This is a genomic window from Streptococcus sp. 2_1_36FAA, assembly GCF_000161955.2.
Lineage (GTDB): Bacteria > Bacillota > Bacilli > Lactobacillales > Streptococcaceae > Streptococcus > Streptococcus gordonii.
On sequence record NZ_KI391973.1, the window covers coordinates 325,709 to 340,527 of the forward strand.

Consider the following 14,819-nt stretch of genomic DNA (forward strand, 5'->3'; position numbering starts at 1 on the left):
TTTATCCCACTAATCTATAAAATTCATCGATGACCATCAGTTCGTCTGTGGTCGTTTTTAATTTATGCCGTTCCATAAAATTCAAATAATTAAAATCTTCTTTTTCTATTTCTTTTAGCTCTTCTTCCAACAAAGCGTGTATCATGCTTCTATTCGCTTCGTTTTCGCATTTAATCGTGTTGATGGCATATTCTGTACCAGAATGGTTCAAGTGCCCTAATTCGTGCAGTATAACTCGTTTTTGAGCGTCTGACGATAGAGCCTTGTTAACAAATACTATTTTTATCTCATCGATATAAACACCGTGCCTATGCCATAACTCCTTATCAAAGTAGGCAATCTGGACACCGTGTTTGTCACAAATTTCTTCTATACTCATAATCTCCCCTTGAGATAGATTTCTATAATTTTTTGGATTGCTTGGATATCCTCTTCATTCAACGGCTTCCCATCAAATGTTTTGGCGTTCTCTGCCATTTTGCGTAAGTCAGTTTCGTTATAATTATTTGTGGCGATTGCCCCCTTTCTATCAGCGTTTTGTTCTTCCCAACCCATGAGCTGGGCTGGAGAAATATTCAGTGTATCGGCTATCTTTTTTAAGACTTCAGGCCCTACTTTTTCAATATCGCCTTTTTCGTATCGGAAAATAGTTGATCTAGAGACGCCAACTCGTTCAGAAAGTGCATCAGCAGACATTTTCAACTCTTTTCTTCGTTGTTTAATTCTTTCTCCAACGTTCATGATTTTAAAAACCTTTCTATATATTACAAAGGTATTTTACAACTTTTGTTGCAAAAATGCAATAGAAAAAAGTTTCAAAAATGCGATTTTTTGTTGACAAACACTTTTCATCATGTTATACTTAATTCAACAAGTTGCATAAGTGCGACAAAATAGAAAGGAGAAGATATGGTAAATGTAGCTAAGCTGAAAGGCAAAATTGTTGAATGCGACACAACGCAAGAAGAACTTGCGAAGAACATCGGCATTGATAAAAGCACATTCTATCGCAAGATGAAGCAAAACGGAAACTTCTCAATCAAAGAAGTTAATCTAATTGTTTCTTCGCTTAATCTTACGAAAGATGAAGCCGTAAATATTTTTTTGTTGATTCGGTCGCATAAGTGCGACAAAATAGAAAGGAGCAAACATGAAACCAAAACGATATCCGTATAGCGGAAAAAGAAAAAGCAATCCGATGAACAGATTGCTAAGTTGAAAAGAGATATCGATGTAAATCGTACAAATATATCATCTTTAAATTTCGCTATTGAAACTCTAAAAAACCATTAGAATTATCGATAACTTGGTAACCTTGAGCAGTTGCTTCTTCTATAATTTCGGATTTAGACATCTCGTATTCAGATAGTCGAATTACTGCACTAGGATTATCAGTCGCTGACTCTGAAAAATTGGATAACAGAATGCTATCGAGGTCAGACCAAGTAAGTTTTTTAACATGATGGTTTGGTTTTCTGCTAAGTTTACTCATTTATTTTTCTCCCTTCTGTTTTAATATTGACTAAAACGGTGAGAGGTCCTAGTCAATATATATTATATGATTATAAACGTATGCTGTCAATATATTGTGCAAAAAAATGTACATCTATTTTTGTGACACAATATATAGTAAATATTTATAAAAGGAGAAAATAAATGCTTTGGGAAACAATATCTAAAAAGTTATCAGAAAAAAATTGGACGATTTATAAACTTTGTCGTTTTAGAGCTGTGTTGTTTCGAATGGTTCCAAAATAATATTAAGATTTAATTCAATTCAACCATACTAGCTAGAGGTTGGTGGGGAGTTCAAATGAGAAAGCAGATAGAAAAGTTATTAAACAGCGATATAAGCACAAGTGCAATCGCTAAAGGAGCGGGCGTTCCTTGGTCTACAGTAGCGGACCTTAGAAAAGGGAAAACCAGTATCGATAAAATGGCCCTGCTTACAGCCGAGAAATTAAATGATTTTGCGGAAGAATTAGAAGCGGAAAAGGACGATGAGTTTTACAATTAATCTATCCAAAAAAACCACCTATTAGGTGGTTTTTTTCAGTATCTATCACTGCTTACTAGAAGAACTTGAGCTACTTGAGCTGTCGCTGCTGGATTCAGAACTGTCTTCTGAGGAGCTGGTGCTTTCAAATTGTTCTGGGTGGAGCGCTCGATAGCTTGGAGCATCAAAGAGGTCAATGGTCGATTCGCCCTTGCGTTGGCTGTAGAGACTGGTTGATTGGTCTCCTTTTTCTTCCTCGATTTTCTTCAATGCTTTGAAAGAGTGGTTGTAAGAGTATTTCTTGACATCTACCTTGCCCAAGTCATTACCCTCGTAGAAGCGAATCAAGTCACCGGTTTGAATAGCGTCACTAATCTTCAGCTGGGTATTGGCAGCATTACGAATATCATCCAGTTCTTTCTTGATGGTTTCGTCTGGATTGGTAATTTCCTCACCGGTTTGAGTGTAGTAAGTCCGTCCGTTGAAGCTAGTGTATTTTGGTGTGACAAAGTTATTGCTGGATCGGAAAGCTGTAATTTGCTGATGCTGAGTTGATAGCATATCCTGGCCGACCTGAAGGTAGTTTTTAGAGTCAATGCCCAGCAAATGCTCCAATGTTGGCAGCATATCTACTTGACCACCGTATGTATCTATTATCTTTCCTTTGTCCATGCCAGGAATTACGACCATGTAAGGGACGCGTTGCATCATGGCATTGTCGTAGTTGGACCAAGTCTCAGAAGTCTTTCCTACAAGAGGGGCCAAGTTAGGATTGCGGGTTTGGGAAATTCCAAAATGGTCTCCGTAGAGAACGATAATAGAGTTGTCATAGAGGCCGGATTTTTTGAGATAATCAAACAAGGCCTTAACAGAAGAATCTAAATAGTTGGCAGTAGAAAAGTAGCCATTGATGGTCTCATCCTTTGTCTTAGCCAGAGGGAATCCAATCTCGTCACCAATCAAGCTAGTTGTGTAAGGATAGTGGTTGGAAACCGTGATATATTTAACATAGAAAGGCTGCTGCAAGCGCTCCAGGTATTTGATGGAATCTTTCAGCATAATCTTGTCATTTAAGCCGTACTGGAAGGAGTTAGTGTCGTCCTGCTTAGTAAAATAAGACGCGTCGAAGAAATAGTTATAACCCCATTGTTTATAGGCTGTATTGCGGTTCCAGAAGCTTCCAGCATTACCATGGAAAACAGCAGAAGTATAGTCGCCATTTTTGGAAAGAATAAAAGGTGCAGCTTGCTGGGTATTGGTACCACCGTAGTTAACCATGAAGGAGCCTTGGTTGAGACCGAAGAGCCCAGTTTCAATCATGGTTTCAGCATCAGAAGTCTTACCAGCCTTAACCTGGTTGAAGACATTTGAGAAAGCCAGAGTCGAATTGGAGTGGTAGAGGGAGTTGAGGAAAGGGGTCACCTCGTACGCTTTTCCATCCGCCTGAAGCTTATAGTCGATTAGGAACTGCTGGAAGCTTTCCAGATGGACATAGATAACATTGCGACCTTTGGCAATACCAAAGTAATCCTTGTTAGGTTCTGCATAATGATTCTGAATGTATTCTTCTACAGGCTTCAAATCTTCAGCAGAGGCTTTAGAGCGCTCTTTGTTGGCTTGATAGGTTTGATTTCCGCTGTAGCCTAGAAAGGCTGGAAGTCCTAATGCCCGAACGACATAGTAGTTTGAGAAACCACGGGTCAGGAGCTGAGGACGGTCAATTTCCGCCAAAAAGAGATTGGCTGTAAAGAGCATAGTAGAAAGTGCTGTGATGGCAAAGCTAGCTCTCTTATTAAATGGACGATGGTCAACCCTGATGAGCTTTTTATACATGAGGTAGCCTAGGATCGGGAAATCAATCAAATAGATGATATCCCATGGTCTAAATAAGCCGAGGGCAGCTTCACCCAAACCAGCAGAAACACTGCTGGAAGCCATCATGGTATTGACGGTTACAAAGTCACTGAATTCGCGGTAGTAGACGGCATTTGAAAACAGCCAGATAAAGAGCAAAATATAAACAAAAATTGAAAATCCATAGAATATGGCGCTTCTTTTGAAATAAAGCGCTAAGCCAATAAATAATAAGCCTAAGGGGATAGGATTTACAAAGGCTAAGAAGGCCTGATAAAATCCTTGGATATCCAAATTAAAGTCGACAGTGTATGCCCACATGGTTTTTAACCAGTAGAAGCAAAGCAAGGTCAAGACAAAACCTAGTCTGGTACTCATGAAATTGAGTAATTTCCTAGTCATTTTTTTCACAAAAGTACTTCCTTGTCTTATTTCCTAAATTTTTCTGTATCGTATTAAGTATATCACATTTTGTTTTATAGGGTGAACGAAAAGTATAAGCTTTGCCTAAATTAACAGTTAGTCATAATTTTCTGAGGTGAGCTGGTTAAGAGGTAAAAGAAGTAGGAGATAGAGGGAGCTAATGTTACTAATGGCCTGCTTTACGTAATTTTTTTGAAATATTTCTCAATATTTGATATAATTTAGAATATGAAAAAGCTTACGGTTTCTCGTTATAAGGAAGAAAAGATTCGGCAGGGTGCCCTACTTTTAGAAAAAGAAGACTTTCCAGAGCTATCTTTTGATCATCAAGCTGTGGAGCTGATATCAACCCAAGGAAAGTTTCTGGGTTGCGGTTATATTTCAAAGCAGAACAAGGGACTTGGCTGGCTTATTTCTAAGCAAAAAGTAGATTTTGATAAAGATTTTTTTATTTCCTTATTTGAGAAAGCCAAGGGAAAGCGTCGTTTTTACCGTCAGGCGGAGGATATTACTGCATACCGCCTCTTTAATCAAGAGGGTGATGGTTTTGCAGGATTGACTGTTGACCAGTACGGAGACTATGCTCTTTTTTCTTGGTACAATCCTTTTGTCTTTTCTTTAAAGGAAGAAATCCTTCAAGCTTTTCAAGAAGTCTTTCCAGAATTAATGGGAGCTTATGAAAAAATTCGTTTTAAGGGGCTGGACTATGAATCAGCCCATGTCTATGGAGCTGAAGCACCAGAGGTCTTTACGGTTTTAGAAAATGGTGTGGCTTATCAAGTTTTTCTAAATGATGGTCTTATGACTGGGATTTTTCTAGATCAGCATGAGGTTCGGGCCAGTCTTGTTGACGGCTTAGTCCTTGGGAAAAGTTTGTTAAATATGTTTTCCTACACAGCTGCTTTTTCTGTTGCAGCTACTATGGGAGGTGCTAGCCAGACAACCTCAGTTGATTTGGCAAAACGTAGTCGGGAACTGTCCGAAGCACATTTTCAAGCCAATGGTCTGACTTTAGACAATCATAGGTTTGTGGTTATGGACGTTTTTGATTATTTCAAATATGCCAAGCGACATGGTCTCAGCTATGATGTCATAGTGCTAGATCCACCAAGCTTTGCCCGTAATAAAAAGCAGACTTTTTCTGTCGCGAAAGATTACCATAAGCTTATCAAAGAATCACTGGAAATTTTAAATCCAAAAGGAATACTGATTGCCAGTACCAATGCGTCCAATGTGTCGCGTGCTAAATTTAAGAAAGAAATTGAAAAAGGTTTTGCAGGAAAGCGCCATCGTTATATCAAAGAATATGGTTTGCCAGCAGACTTTAGTTATAATAAGAAAGACGAAAGTAGTAATTACTTAAAAGTTTTTACGATTAAGGTAGAAGAATGAAGTTAGTTGTCTCTGTCACCCCTAGAAATTTAGAAGAAGCTCAACAGATCGACGCGCAACGTTTTGTAGATGCGGATTTGATCGAGTGGAGAGCAGATTTCTTGGAAAAAGAAGAAATCTTAAAGGTTGCACCAGCTATTTTTGAAAAATTTGCTGGCCGTGAACTGATTTTTACACTTCGGACCAAGGATGAAGGTGGTCATATTCAGCTATCTGATGACGAATATGTGGAAATGATAAAAAAGGTAGCCCAGCTCTATCAACCAGATTATGTGGATTTTGAGTATTTCTCCCACAAGGACAAAATCGATGAAATGCTGGAATTTCCAAACCTGGTCTTGAGTTATCATAACTTTGAGGAAACTCCTGAAAATATGATGGAAATCTTGTCCGAGCTGACTAGCCTAACGCCTAAGGCTGTCAAAGTATCGGTGATGGCTAATAGTGGCCAGGATGTTTTGGACTTGATGAACTATACTCGTGGCTTTAAGACTTTAAATCCTGAGCAAGAGTATGTAACTATTTCTATGGGAAGGGTTGGACGCATCTCACGAATTGCATCTGATTTGACGGGTTCTGCTTGGTCTTTTGCTAGTTTAGACGAAGCAACAGCACCAGGTCAGATTTCTTTGAGCAGCATGAAAATAATTCGGGATATTTTAAATGAAAATTGATGGACACACTCGTTTGGCTGCTGTCATAGCTAAGCCAATCAAGCACAGTATTTCGCCCTTTATTCATAATATGGCTTATGCCCTTACAGATACCAATGCGGTTTATCTGGCTTTTGAGGTGGACAGGGAAAATCTGGAACAGGCTGTTGAAAATATTCGGCTTCATCAGATGTTGGGAGCTAATATTTCTATGCCCTATAAGCAAGAGGTAATTACTTATCTTGATGAGCTTGATGAGTCGGCCTTGCTTATCGGCGCGGTCAATACGATTGTCAATCAAAATGGTCGACTTATCGGATACAATACAGATGGTTTTGGTTTTTTCAGAAGTTTGTCTAACTTTCATATTAAGGGGAAAAATCTGACAATCCTTGGGGCTGGAGGTGCAGCTTCAGCTATTATTGGTCAGGCTATGCTGGATGGTGTAGGAAAGGTCTGTGTCTTTGACCTCAGAGATAGATTGGCAGGACATCAAGAGAGAATGGGACAGATGTCTCGTCGTCTGGGTCATCCCATTCAATTACTGGCTGTTGAAGACTTAGCAGCTCTTACTGATGCTGTCAATCAATCAGATTTATTTATCAATGCGACAGGCCTCGGGATGGATGGAAAATCACTACCTATTCCAAGCGATTTTGTTTTTCCTAAGGGACTGCTAGTGGCAGATATGACCTATTGTCCAGCTGAAACACCATTTTTGCGCTTGGCTAGAGAACAAGGACTGCAGACTGTAAATGGTCTGGGTATGTTGCTCTATCAAGCAGAAAAAGCATTTGAACTAATGACAGGTAAAAAGATGCCATCTGAAAAAATCAAAAAAGCCTTGTTAGAAAAATTGGAAATATAGTTTATAGTAGATAGTGTGGGACATTCTTGGACTTTGTAGGCTTTGGGTGTCCATTTTCATATATAAAGGAGGCGCTTATGAAACTGAATGTAAATCTTCCTCATCATCCCTATGATATCGTTATTGAAAACGGGACTTTATCTCAGGCTGGAAATTGGCTGAGTCAGCTTTGGCAGCCCCAGAAACTAGTAATTATCACAGATAATCGGGTGGCTAGACTCTATGCAGAGAAGGTTAAATTGAGTTTGGAAGCTGCTGGTTTTAAGGTCTTTACCTTTGATTTTCTTGAAGGTGAAGCTAGTAAAAATCTAACAACTGTTAATAAAGCCTATGAATTTTTGGCAAAGGTCGGTTTAACTCGCAGTGACGGAATTGTAGCCTTGGGTGGCGGAGTTGTTGGTGATTTGGCAGGCTTTGTTGCTTCGACCTACATGAGAGGCATTCATTTCGTTCAGATTCCGACCAGTCTGACAGCTCAAGTGGATTCCTCTATTGGTGGTAAGACAGGTGTCAATACGCCTTTGGCCAAGAATATGGTTGGCACTTTTACCCAGCCTGACGGAGTTCTGATTGACCCTCAAGTTTTGCAGACTTTAGGGCAACGTGAACTGATTGAAGGTATGGGCGAGGTGGTCAAGTACGGCTTGATTGAGGATAAGGAACTCTGGGACGAGCTTTCAGAAATGGATGGCAGTCCAGAGTCGATTTTGGAGCATGCAGAGAGTATCATTTACCATTCCTGCGATGTCAAGCGTAAGATTGTGGTTGAGGACGAGCTGGATAATGGCGTCCGCCTCTATCTGAACTTCGGCCATACCATTGGTCACGCCATTGAAGCAACAGCGGGCTATGGTCAGGTCATGCACGGTGAAGCTGTGGCAATTGGCATGGTACAGGTTTCTCGTGTCGCTGAAAAGCAAGGCCTTATGCCAACCGGAATCACAGAAGACATCATCCATATGTGTCAGAAGTTTGGCTTGCCGGTGGATTACCAGACTTGGGATGAGAATGCTCTTTATCAGGCCTTGACCCATGATAAGAAGGCTAGAGGCAACTCTATCAAGCTAGTATTGGTGCCCGAGCTAGGTTCAGCAAGCATTCACCAGATTCCGCTGGAAGAGATGAAAGAATTTCTAAAGAAATAAGAGTCTGATGGAACCTGAGACGATTGGACAGTTTGGATAATAAATAGATGGACTGCCCAGATTTTTCATACCAGAATAGGAGAAATGTATGAGATACTTAACAGCAGGAGAATCCCATGGACCACGCCTGACAGCTATTATTGAGGGTGTGCCGGCTGGTCTTCCTCTGACCGCTGAATACATCAATGCTGAGCTCAAGCGCCGTCAGGGTGGATACGGCCGTGGAGCCCGTATGAAGATTGAAAGCGACCAAGTCGAGATTACGTCTGGGGTTCGCCATGGCTTGACCATGGGCGGTCCAATTACTCTCAATGTCACAAATCTGGATCATCAGAAGTGGTTGGAGATTATGAGTGTGGCTGATGTGGATGAAAAGAAAAAAGGGCTACGTAAGATTACCAAACCACGCCCTGGCCATGCGGACTTGGTCGGAGGTATGAAATACCGCTTTGACGATTTGCGAAATTCCCTAGAGCGTTCTTCTGCCCGTGAAACGACTATGCGTGTAGCAGTCGGAGCAGTAGCCAAGCGCTTGCTAGAAGAAATCGGTGTGGAGGTAGCCAGCCATATCGTAACCTTTGGTGGCATTGATATTGATGTACCGAATAATCTAACTGTAGCAGAAATAAAGGAAAGAGCTGCCCAGACTGAGGTTTCCATTGTCAATCCCGAGCGAGAAGAAGAGATCAAGGCCTACATTGACCAGATTAAGAAAGACGGTGATACTATCGGTGGTGTCATTGAGACTGTCGTTGGCGGTGTGCCAGTTGGTCTTGGCTCCTATGTCCAATGGGACAAGAAGCTGGATGCCAAGATTGCTCAAGGAGTCGTGTCCATCAACGCTTTCAAGGGAGTCGAGTTTGGTGTGGGCTTTGAAGCTGGCCGTCTCAAGGGTAGTCAAGTCATGGATGAAATCCTCTGGTCTGAGGAAGATGGCTTCACTCGTAGAACCAATAATCTAGGCGGCTTTGAGGGCGGTATGACCAATGGTCAGCCAATCGTAGTGCGTGGTGTCATGAAGCCTATTCCAACCCTTTACAAGCCACTGATGAGTGTAGATATTGAGACCCACGAGCCCTATAAGGCTACAGTAGAGCGGAGTGATCCTACGGCTCTGCCAGCAGCAGGTGTTGTCATGGAAAGCGTGGTGGCGACAGTTTTAGCCACCGAAGTTCTGGAGAAATTCTCTTCGGACAATCTGGAAGAACTCAAGGACGCGGTAGCCCGCCATCGGGAGTTTGTCAAGAACTTTTAGAAGTAAGGAGAAGGGCATGGAGAGAAAAACAGTCTATATCGCAGGTCTGGGACTGATTGGAGTTTCTTTGGCTTTGGGCGTCAGGCGAGCTCATCCTGAGATTGAAATTCTCGGCTACAATCGAAGTGAGGAATCGCGCAGAGTTGCCCTGGAACGTGGAATGGTAGACCAGGTAACGGATGATTTTGCCGCCTTTGCACCTTTGGCTGATGTGATTATTCTGGCTGTGCCCATCAAGCAGACCATAGCATTTATCAAGGAACTAGCGGATCTGAACCTGAAGGAAAATGTTATCATCTCAGATGCTGGATCGACCAAGGCTGAGATTGTGGCAGCTGCAGAAAAGTATCTGCAGAATAAGCCCGTCCGCTTTGTAGGTGCTCACCCGATGGCCGGAAGTCACAAGACCGGAGCCAAGGCTGCCCATGTCACCCTCTTTGAAAATGCCTATTATATCTTTACCCCTTCTAGCCTGACCAAGCCTGGTACTCTTGAGGAAATGAAGGACTTACTGAGTGGTCTTCATGCCCGCTTTATTCAGGTAGATCCTGTAGAGCATGACCGAGTGACCAGTCAAATCAGCCATTTTCCGCATATTTTAGCCTCCAGCCTGATGGAGCAAACGGCAACTTATAGCCGAGAACATGAGCTGACCCAGTCTTTTGCCGCCGGTGGTTTTCGTGATATGACGCGAATTGCAGAGAGCGAGCCGGGCATGTGGACCTCTATCCTCTTGACCAATCCTCAAGCCATTTTGGAGCGGCTGGAAGATTTTAAAAAACAGCTAGACAAGGTTGCTGCTGCAATTGAGGCCAAGGACGAGACAGCTATCTGGGAATTTTTCGACCGAGGGCGGCAGAGTCGCAAACAGATGGAAATTCATAAGCGAGCCGGTGTTGATAGCTTTTACGATCTTTTTGTCGAGGTGCCTGATGAAGAAGGAGCCATTCTTAGCGTCCTAGAATTGTTGAGAGGGATCTCTGTTGTCAATATCCGAATTAATGAGGAAAATCGGGAGGATACCCATGGTATTCTACAAATCACCTTTAAAAATCGTAAAGATTTAGAAAAATCTGCTAAAATAGTAAGAGAAAATACAAGATATCAGGTGTTTTTAAATTAAAGAAATGGAGAAATACTATGTCAAATATTTATGATTTAGCCAATGAACTCAACCGTACTTTCCGTGAACTACCTGAGTACAAGGCAGTTTTGGAGAGCAAGGCAGCCATTGATGCAGATAGTGAAGCCAAGTCTCTTTTTGACGATTATATTGCTTTTCAAGGAAAAATCCAGCAATTAATGCAGACAGGACAAATGCCGACACCAGAGTTGCAAGAAGAAATGAAGTCATTCGGAGAAAAAATCCAAGCCAATGCAATTGTGACGGAGTTTTTCACGAAGCAGCAACAACTTTCTGTTTACTTGTCTGATATTGAACGTATTGTCTTTGAGCCAATTCAAGATTTGATGAAATAAAAGCTGACAGTCTGTTTTCTCTTCTGAGTCTACAGGCTTTTTGCTTCAAAAACTTGATTTTTGATGCTTTCTGAGTATAATGAATCATAACGAAAAGGAAATGAGAGGAATTTCTATGTCACGAAAAGTTGCTATTATTGGGATGGGAAATGTTGGAGCTGCGGTCGCTCATGGTTTGATTGCACAAGGAGCTTTTGATGATTATGTGCTGATTGATACTAATGAAGCTAAGGTCAAGGCTGATGCATTAGACTTTCAAGATGCTGCAGCCAATCTCAATCATCATGCTAATATCACAGTTAATTCTTATGAAGCTTTAGCGGATGCTGATGTTATTATTTCAGCCTTAGGAAATATTAAATTACAAGACAATCCAAATGCTGACCGATTTGTAGAATTGCCTTTCACTTCAAAAGAGGTGATTGAAGTTTCCAAAAAAATCAAGGAAGTAGGCTTTAAAGGGATTTTGATTGCCATCACGAACCCAGTTGATGTTGTGACCAGCCTATACCAGCATTATACAGGCCTTCCGAAAGAAAGAGTGATTGGGACAGGTACCTTGCTGGATACTGCTAGGATGAAGCGGGCAGTTGGAGTCCGTTTTGGAGTCGATCCTCGTAGCGTTTACGGCTATAATCTGGGCGAGCATGGAAATTCCCAGTTTACCGCTTGGAGCCAAGTTCGAGTTAAGGGGCAATCTATTAGCAAGCTGACTTCAGAAGAAGTTTTAGAAGAAATTGCTACAGAAGCAATGAGGGGTGGTCACACCGTCTTTTACGGGAAAAAGTACACTTCCTACGGGATTGCTAGTGCGGCTATCCGTTTGGCTTTGGCTGTCATTTCAGATGCCCATGAAGAACTGCCTGTGACAAATTACTATGCACCGCTTGATACTTATCTAAGTTATCCTGCTCTTGTTGGTCGTTCAGGCATTATCGAACAGTTGCAATTGACTTTGACAGAAGAGGAAGAAGCTAAATTAGCTCGTTCGGCCCAATTTATTCAAGATAAGTTTTCAGAACATATTTAATCAGTCAAAAAAGGACCTAATCCTATAACACTCTAATAGATTTAGAGTGTTTTTTGTCTTTAGAAAAGGCTGATCTTCATTTGTTTTCATGCTCTATTTGTGTTAAAATGAAAGGAAACAATTGTGCGAGGTATTCCATGAAACTAAGGACAAATGCAAAAGGTTTAAGAGGAAGTTTGCGTGTGCCAGGTGATAAGTCTATCAGCCATCGCTCCATTATTTTTGGAAGCTTGGCCAAGGGTGTCACCAAAGTTCATGATATTTTGCGTGGAGAGGATGTCCTCTCAACTATGCAGGTTTTCCGAGAGATGGGAGTTCAAATCGAGGATAAAGGAGATCTTGTTGAAATCCATGGCTGTGGCTTTGATGGTTTGCAGGAACCTCAGCGTCCACTTGATATGGGGAACTCAGGTACCTCTATGCGCTTGATTGCTGGCGTTTTAGCTGGTCAGAACTTTTCTGCTCAGATGGTAGGAGATGACAGCTTGTCTAAGAGACCCATGGATCGTATCAGCCTACCTTTGCGACAGATGGGAGTTGAGATTGCTGGCCAAACAGAGCGGGATTTACCTCCTTTGACCATTCATGGCAATCCAAGCCTAAAACCCATTCAATATCAATTGCCTATTGCTTCGGCTCAGGTTAAATCAGCCCTCATTTTTGCAGCTCTGCAAGCACAAGGGGAGTCTCTGATTATCGAAAAAGACTTGACACGAAACCATACGGAAGATATGCTCTTACAATTTGGCGGTCAGCTAAAGGTGGACGGCAAGGAGATTCGAGTAGCTGGTAAACAAGAACTGCAAGCTCAGGAAGTTGTTGTTCCTGGAGATATTTCTAGTGCAGCTTTTTGTCTCGTAGCTGGTTTGGTTGTGCCCAACTCCAAAATTACTCTAACCAATGTCGGTATCAATGAGACTCGGACAGGCATCTTAGATGTGATCCAAGCTATGGGAGGCAAGTTGTCAGTGTCTGAGGTTGATGAAGTAGCCAAGTCGGCAACCATCACTGTTGAAAGCTCGGAACTTCATGGAACAGAAATCGGTGGAGAACTAATTCCTCGCTTAATCGATGAGTTGCCTATTATTGCTTTGCTAGCGACACAAGCTGAGGGACAAACCTTGATCCGAGATGCTGAGGAGTTGAAAGTTAAAGAAACGGACCGCATTCAGGTTGTAGCTGATGCACTCAATAGTATGGGAGCGGACATCCAGCCGACAGCGGATGGAATGATTATCCAAGGGAAAACACCTTTGAAAGGAGCTTCCGTTCATACATATGGAGATCATCGAATTGGTATGATGACTGCCATCGCAGCACTTTTAGTAAAAGATGGAAACGTGGAGCTTGAGAGGGCAGAAGCAATCAATACTAGCTATCCAGACTTTTTTGCTCATTTGGAGGGATTGTTAAGTGACTAAAATACTATTAGGTTTTATGGGGGCAGGCAAGACTACTGTCGGTCGCCTTCTGGATCCCAATTTTCATGATATGGACGAGCTGATTGTTAATCAGATTGGGATGTCTATTAATGACTTCTTTGCTCAGGAAGGTGAAGAGGCATTCCGAAAGATAGAGACAGCAACCTTGGAGAGTTTATTAGCAAATCAGGCAAAAATCATCTCTCCAGGTGGAGGAATTGTGGTCAATCCGCATAACCGAGATCTGCTTGACAAGAATCCATATAATATTTATCTACGAGTGGATTTTGATACTCTGTATCAGCGCATTGAGAATGATCTTGCCATGCAGCGGCCACTCTACTTAAACAACACACGAGAAGAATTTAAGAAAATTTTTGAAGCTCGCTTACCTCTTTATGAGAAAATTGCTACGCATATCATTGATGTAGCAGGAAAAACACCAGAAGAAATTGCGGAGATTATTCGATGCTTGTAGGCTACCTTGGGCCCAAGGGCTCTTTTTCTCATCAAGTGGCTCAGAAGGCTTTTCCAGAAGCACATTTAGAGTCCTATCCAAACATCACAGAAGTCATCAAAGCTTATGAAAGAGATCAAGTGGACCTATCAATTGTTCCAGTTGAAAATTCGATTGAGGGCAGTGTTCACGAGACTTTGGACTATCTCTTTCATCAGGCCCAGATTCAAGCTGTAGCAGAGTTGATTCAACCAATTAAGCAGCAGCTCCTAGCCTGTCAGACTGATGGGCCGATAGAGACAATCTTTTCTCACCCACAAGCTCTTGCTCAGTCTAAGACTTATATTCAGGAGCATTATCCATACGCTAAGTTGGAAGTAACTGCTAGTACAGCTGCAGCAGCGCGTCTAGTAGCAAAACATCCAGAGAAGCCTTATGCTGCTATTGCACCAGAAACGGCTGCTGAGGAGTATGGCTTGCAACTTGTGGCAAGAGATATCCAAGAAATGAGTGAAAATTTCACACGTTTTTGGGTTTTAGGCTGTAAGAGACCGGAGTTTGCTTTAGAAAAACTTGCTCCCAAAAAGACCTTGGGCTTGACCTTGCCGGATAATCTACCAGGTGCCCTCTATAAGGCTTTGTCTGTCTTTGCTTGGCGGGGAATTGATTTGACCAAGATTGAAAGTCGACCTCTAAAGACAGCTCTGGGAGAGTATTTTTTTATCATTGATGTCAATGGTGAACAGGAGTCTCTGCTCCAATTTGCTCTGGAAGAATTAACAGCCATCGGAATTACTTATAAAATTTTAGGACAGTATAGTGTCCATCTTATTTCATAAATGTCGG

17 protein-coding genes are annotated in these 14,819 nt (G+C 41.8%); 13 read left to right on the forward strand and 4 right to left on the reverse strand.

The window, feature by feature from the left end; all coding sequences use genetic code 11:
- Position 1 precedes the first annotated feature (1 nt).
- Positions 2 to 379 carry an ImmA/IrrE family metallo-endopeptidase gene (locus HMPREF0847_RS01580; protein ID WP_008809316.1) on the reverse strand — a complete coding sequence of 126 codons (378 nt, stop codon included), beginning with the start codon at positions 377 to 379 and terminating at the stop codon, positions 2 to 4.
- Positions 376 to 741 carry a helix-turn-helix domain-containing protein gene (locus HMPREF0847_RS01585; protein ID WP_008809315.1) on the reverse strand — a complete coding sequence of 122 codons (366 nt, stop codon included), beginning with the start codon at positions 739 to 741 and terminating at the stop codon, positions 376 to 378. Before HMPREF0847_RS01585 ends, HMPREF0847_RS01580 begins: the two co-directional genes overlap by 4 nt.
- A 168-nt stretch (positions 742 to 909) precedes the next feature.
- On the opposite strand from HMPREF0847_RS01585, the gene HMPREF0847_RS01590 reads away from it, so the two are divergent.
- On the forward strand, positions 910 to 1,176 hold the full coding sequence (locus HMPREF0847_RS01590; protein ID WP_020992601.1) for a hypothetical protein: 267 nt from the start codon (positions 910 to 912) through the stop codon (positions 1,174 to 1,176).
- A 91-nt stretch (positions 1,177 to 1,267) separates the two neighbouring features.
- Here HMPREF0847_RS01590 and HMPREF0847_RS01595 read toward each other — a convergent pair whose 3' ends face one another.
- Entirely contained in the window at positions 1,268 to 1,492 is a 225-nt protein-coding gene (locus tag HMPREF0847_RS01595) for a hypothetical protein (protein WP_008809314.1), read from the reverse strand.
- Positions 1,493 to 1,813: 321 nt separating this feature from the next.
- On the opposite strand from HMPREF0847_RS01595, the gene HMPREF0847_RS01600 reads away from it, so the two are divergent.
- Entirely contained in the window at positions 1,814 to 2,017 is a 204-nt protein-coding gene (locus tag HMPREF0847_RS01600) for a hypothetical protein (protein ID WP_008809313.1), read from the forward strand.
- 45 nt (positions 2,018 to 2,062) lie between these two features.
- Here the strand turns inward: HMPREF0847_RS01600 and HMPREF0847_RS01605 are convergent, their stop codons facing one another.
- Positions 2,063 to 4,261, reverse strand: coding sequence for an LTA synthase family protein (locus HMPREF0847_RS01605; protein ID WP_037622226.1), 2,199 nt, complete (start codon positions 4,259 to 4,261; stop codon positions 2,063 to 2,065).
- A gap of 240 nt (positions 4,262 to 4,501) precedes the next feature.
- Between HMPREF0847_RS01605 and HMPREF0847_RS01610 the strand changes: the two genes are divergently transcribed.
- The 11 genes from HMPREF0847_RS01610 to pheA all read left to right on the forward strand — a co-directional run bounded on the left by HMPREF0847_RS01610 (position 4,502) and on the right by pheA (position 14,812).
- Positions 4,502 to 5,665: a class I SAM-dependent rRNA methyltransferase gene (locus HMPREF0847_RS01610; RefSeq protein ID WP_008809311.1), complete on the forward strand. Its 1,164-nt coding sequence runs from the start codon at positions 4,502 to 4,504 to the stop codon at positions 5,663 to 5,665.
- Complete coding sequence (gene aroD, locus HMPREF0847_RS01615; protein ID WP_008809310.1) at positions 5,662 to 6,339, forward strand: type I 3-dehydroquinate dehydratase; 678 nt, start codon at positions 5,662 to 5,664, stop codon at positions 6,337 to 6,339. Before HMPREF0847_RS01610 ends, aroD begins: the two co-directional genes overlap by 4 nt.
- Complete coding sequence (locus HMPREF0847_RS01620; RefSeq protein WP_008809309.1) at positions 6,329 to 7,186, forward strand: shikimate dehydrogenase; 858 nt, start codon at positions 6,329 to 6,331, stop codon at positions 7,184 to 7,186. Before aroD ends, HMPREF0847_RS01620 begins: the two co-directional genes overlap by 11 nt.
- Positions 7,187 to 7,263: 77 nt before the next feature.
- Complete coding sequence (gene aroB, locus HMPREF0847_RS01625) at positions 7,264 to 8,331, forward strand: 3-dehydroquinate synthase (protein ID WP_008809308.1); 1,068 nt, start codon at positions 7,264 to 7,266, stop codon at positions 8,329 to 8,331.
- Between the two features lie 88 nt (positions 8,332 to 8,419).
- A complete protein-coding gene (gene aroC / locus HMPREF0847_RS01630) occupies positions 8,420 to 9,586 on the forward strand; it encodes a chorismate synthase (protein WP_008809307.1) in 1,167 nt (388 codons plus the stop codon).
- A 16-nt stretch (positions 9,587 to 9,602) separates the two neighbouring features.
- Positions 9,603 to 10,709, forward strand: coding sequence for a prephenate dehydrogenase (locus tag HMPREF0847_RS01635; protein ID WP_008809306.1), 1,107 nt, complete (start codon positions 9,603 to 9,605; stop codon positions 10,707 to 10,709).
- A 17-nt stretch (positions 10,710 to 10,726) separates the two neighbouring features.
- Entirely contained in the window at positions 10,727 to 11,065 is a 339-nt protein-coding gene (locus HMPREF0847_RS01640) for a YlbF/YmcA family competence regulator (RefSeq protein ID WP_008809305.1), read from the forward strand.
- 115 nt (positions 11,066 to 11,180) lie between these two features.
- On the forward strand, positions 11,181 to 12,095 hold the full coding sequence (locus HMPREF0847_RS01645; protein ID WP_020992603.1) for an L-lactate dehydrogenase: 915 nt from the start codon (positions 11,181 to 11,183) through the stop codon (positions 12,093 to 12,095).
- A gap of 137 nt (positions 12,096 to 12,232) precedes the next feature.
- Positions 12,233 to 13,516 (forward strand): 3-phosphoshikimate 1-carboxyvinyltransferase, encoded by a 1,284-nt coding sequence (gene aroA, locus HMPREF0847_RS01650; RefSeq protein ID WP_008809303.1) that lies wholly within the window; start codon positions 12,233 to 12,235, stop codon positions 13,514 to 13,516.
- Positions 13,509 to 13,994, forward strand: coding sequence for a shikimate kinase (locus HMPREF0847_RS01655; RefSeq protein WP_008809302.1), 486 nt, complete (start codon positions 13,509 to 13,511; stop codon positions 13,992 to 13,994). The genes aroA and HMPREF0847_RS01655 overlap by 8 nt, the downstream gene beginning before the upstream one ends.
- Entirely contained in the window at positions 13,985 to 14,812 is an 828-nt protein-coding gene (gene pheA, locus HMPREF0847_RS01660; RefSeq protein ID WP_008809301.1) for a prephenate dehydratase, read from the forward strand. Before HMPREF0847_RS01655 ends, pheA begins: the two co-directional genes overlap by 10 nt.
- The last annotated feature ends 7 nt before the right edge of the window (positions 14,813 to 14,819 follow it).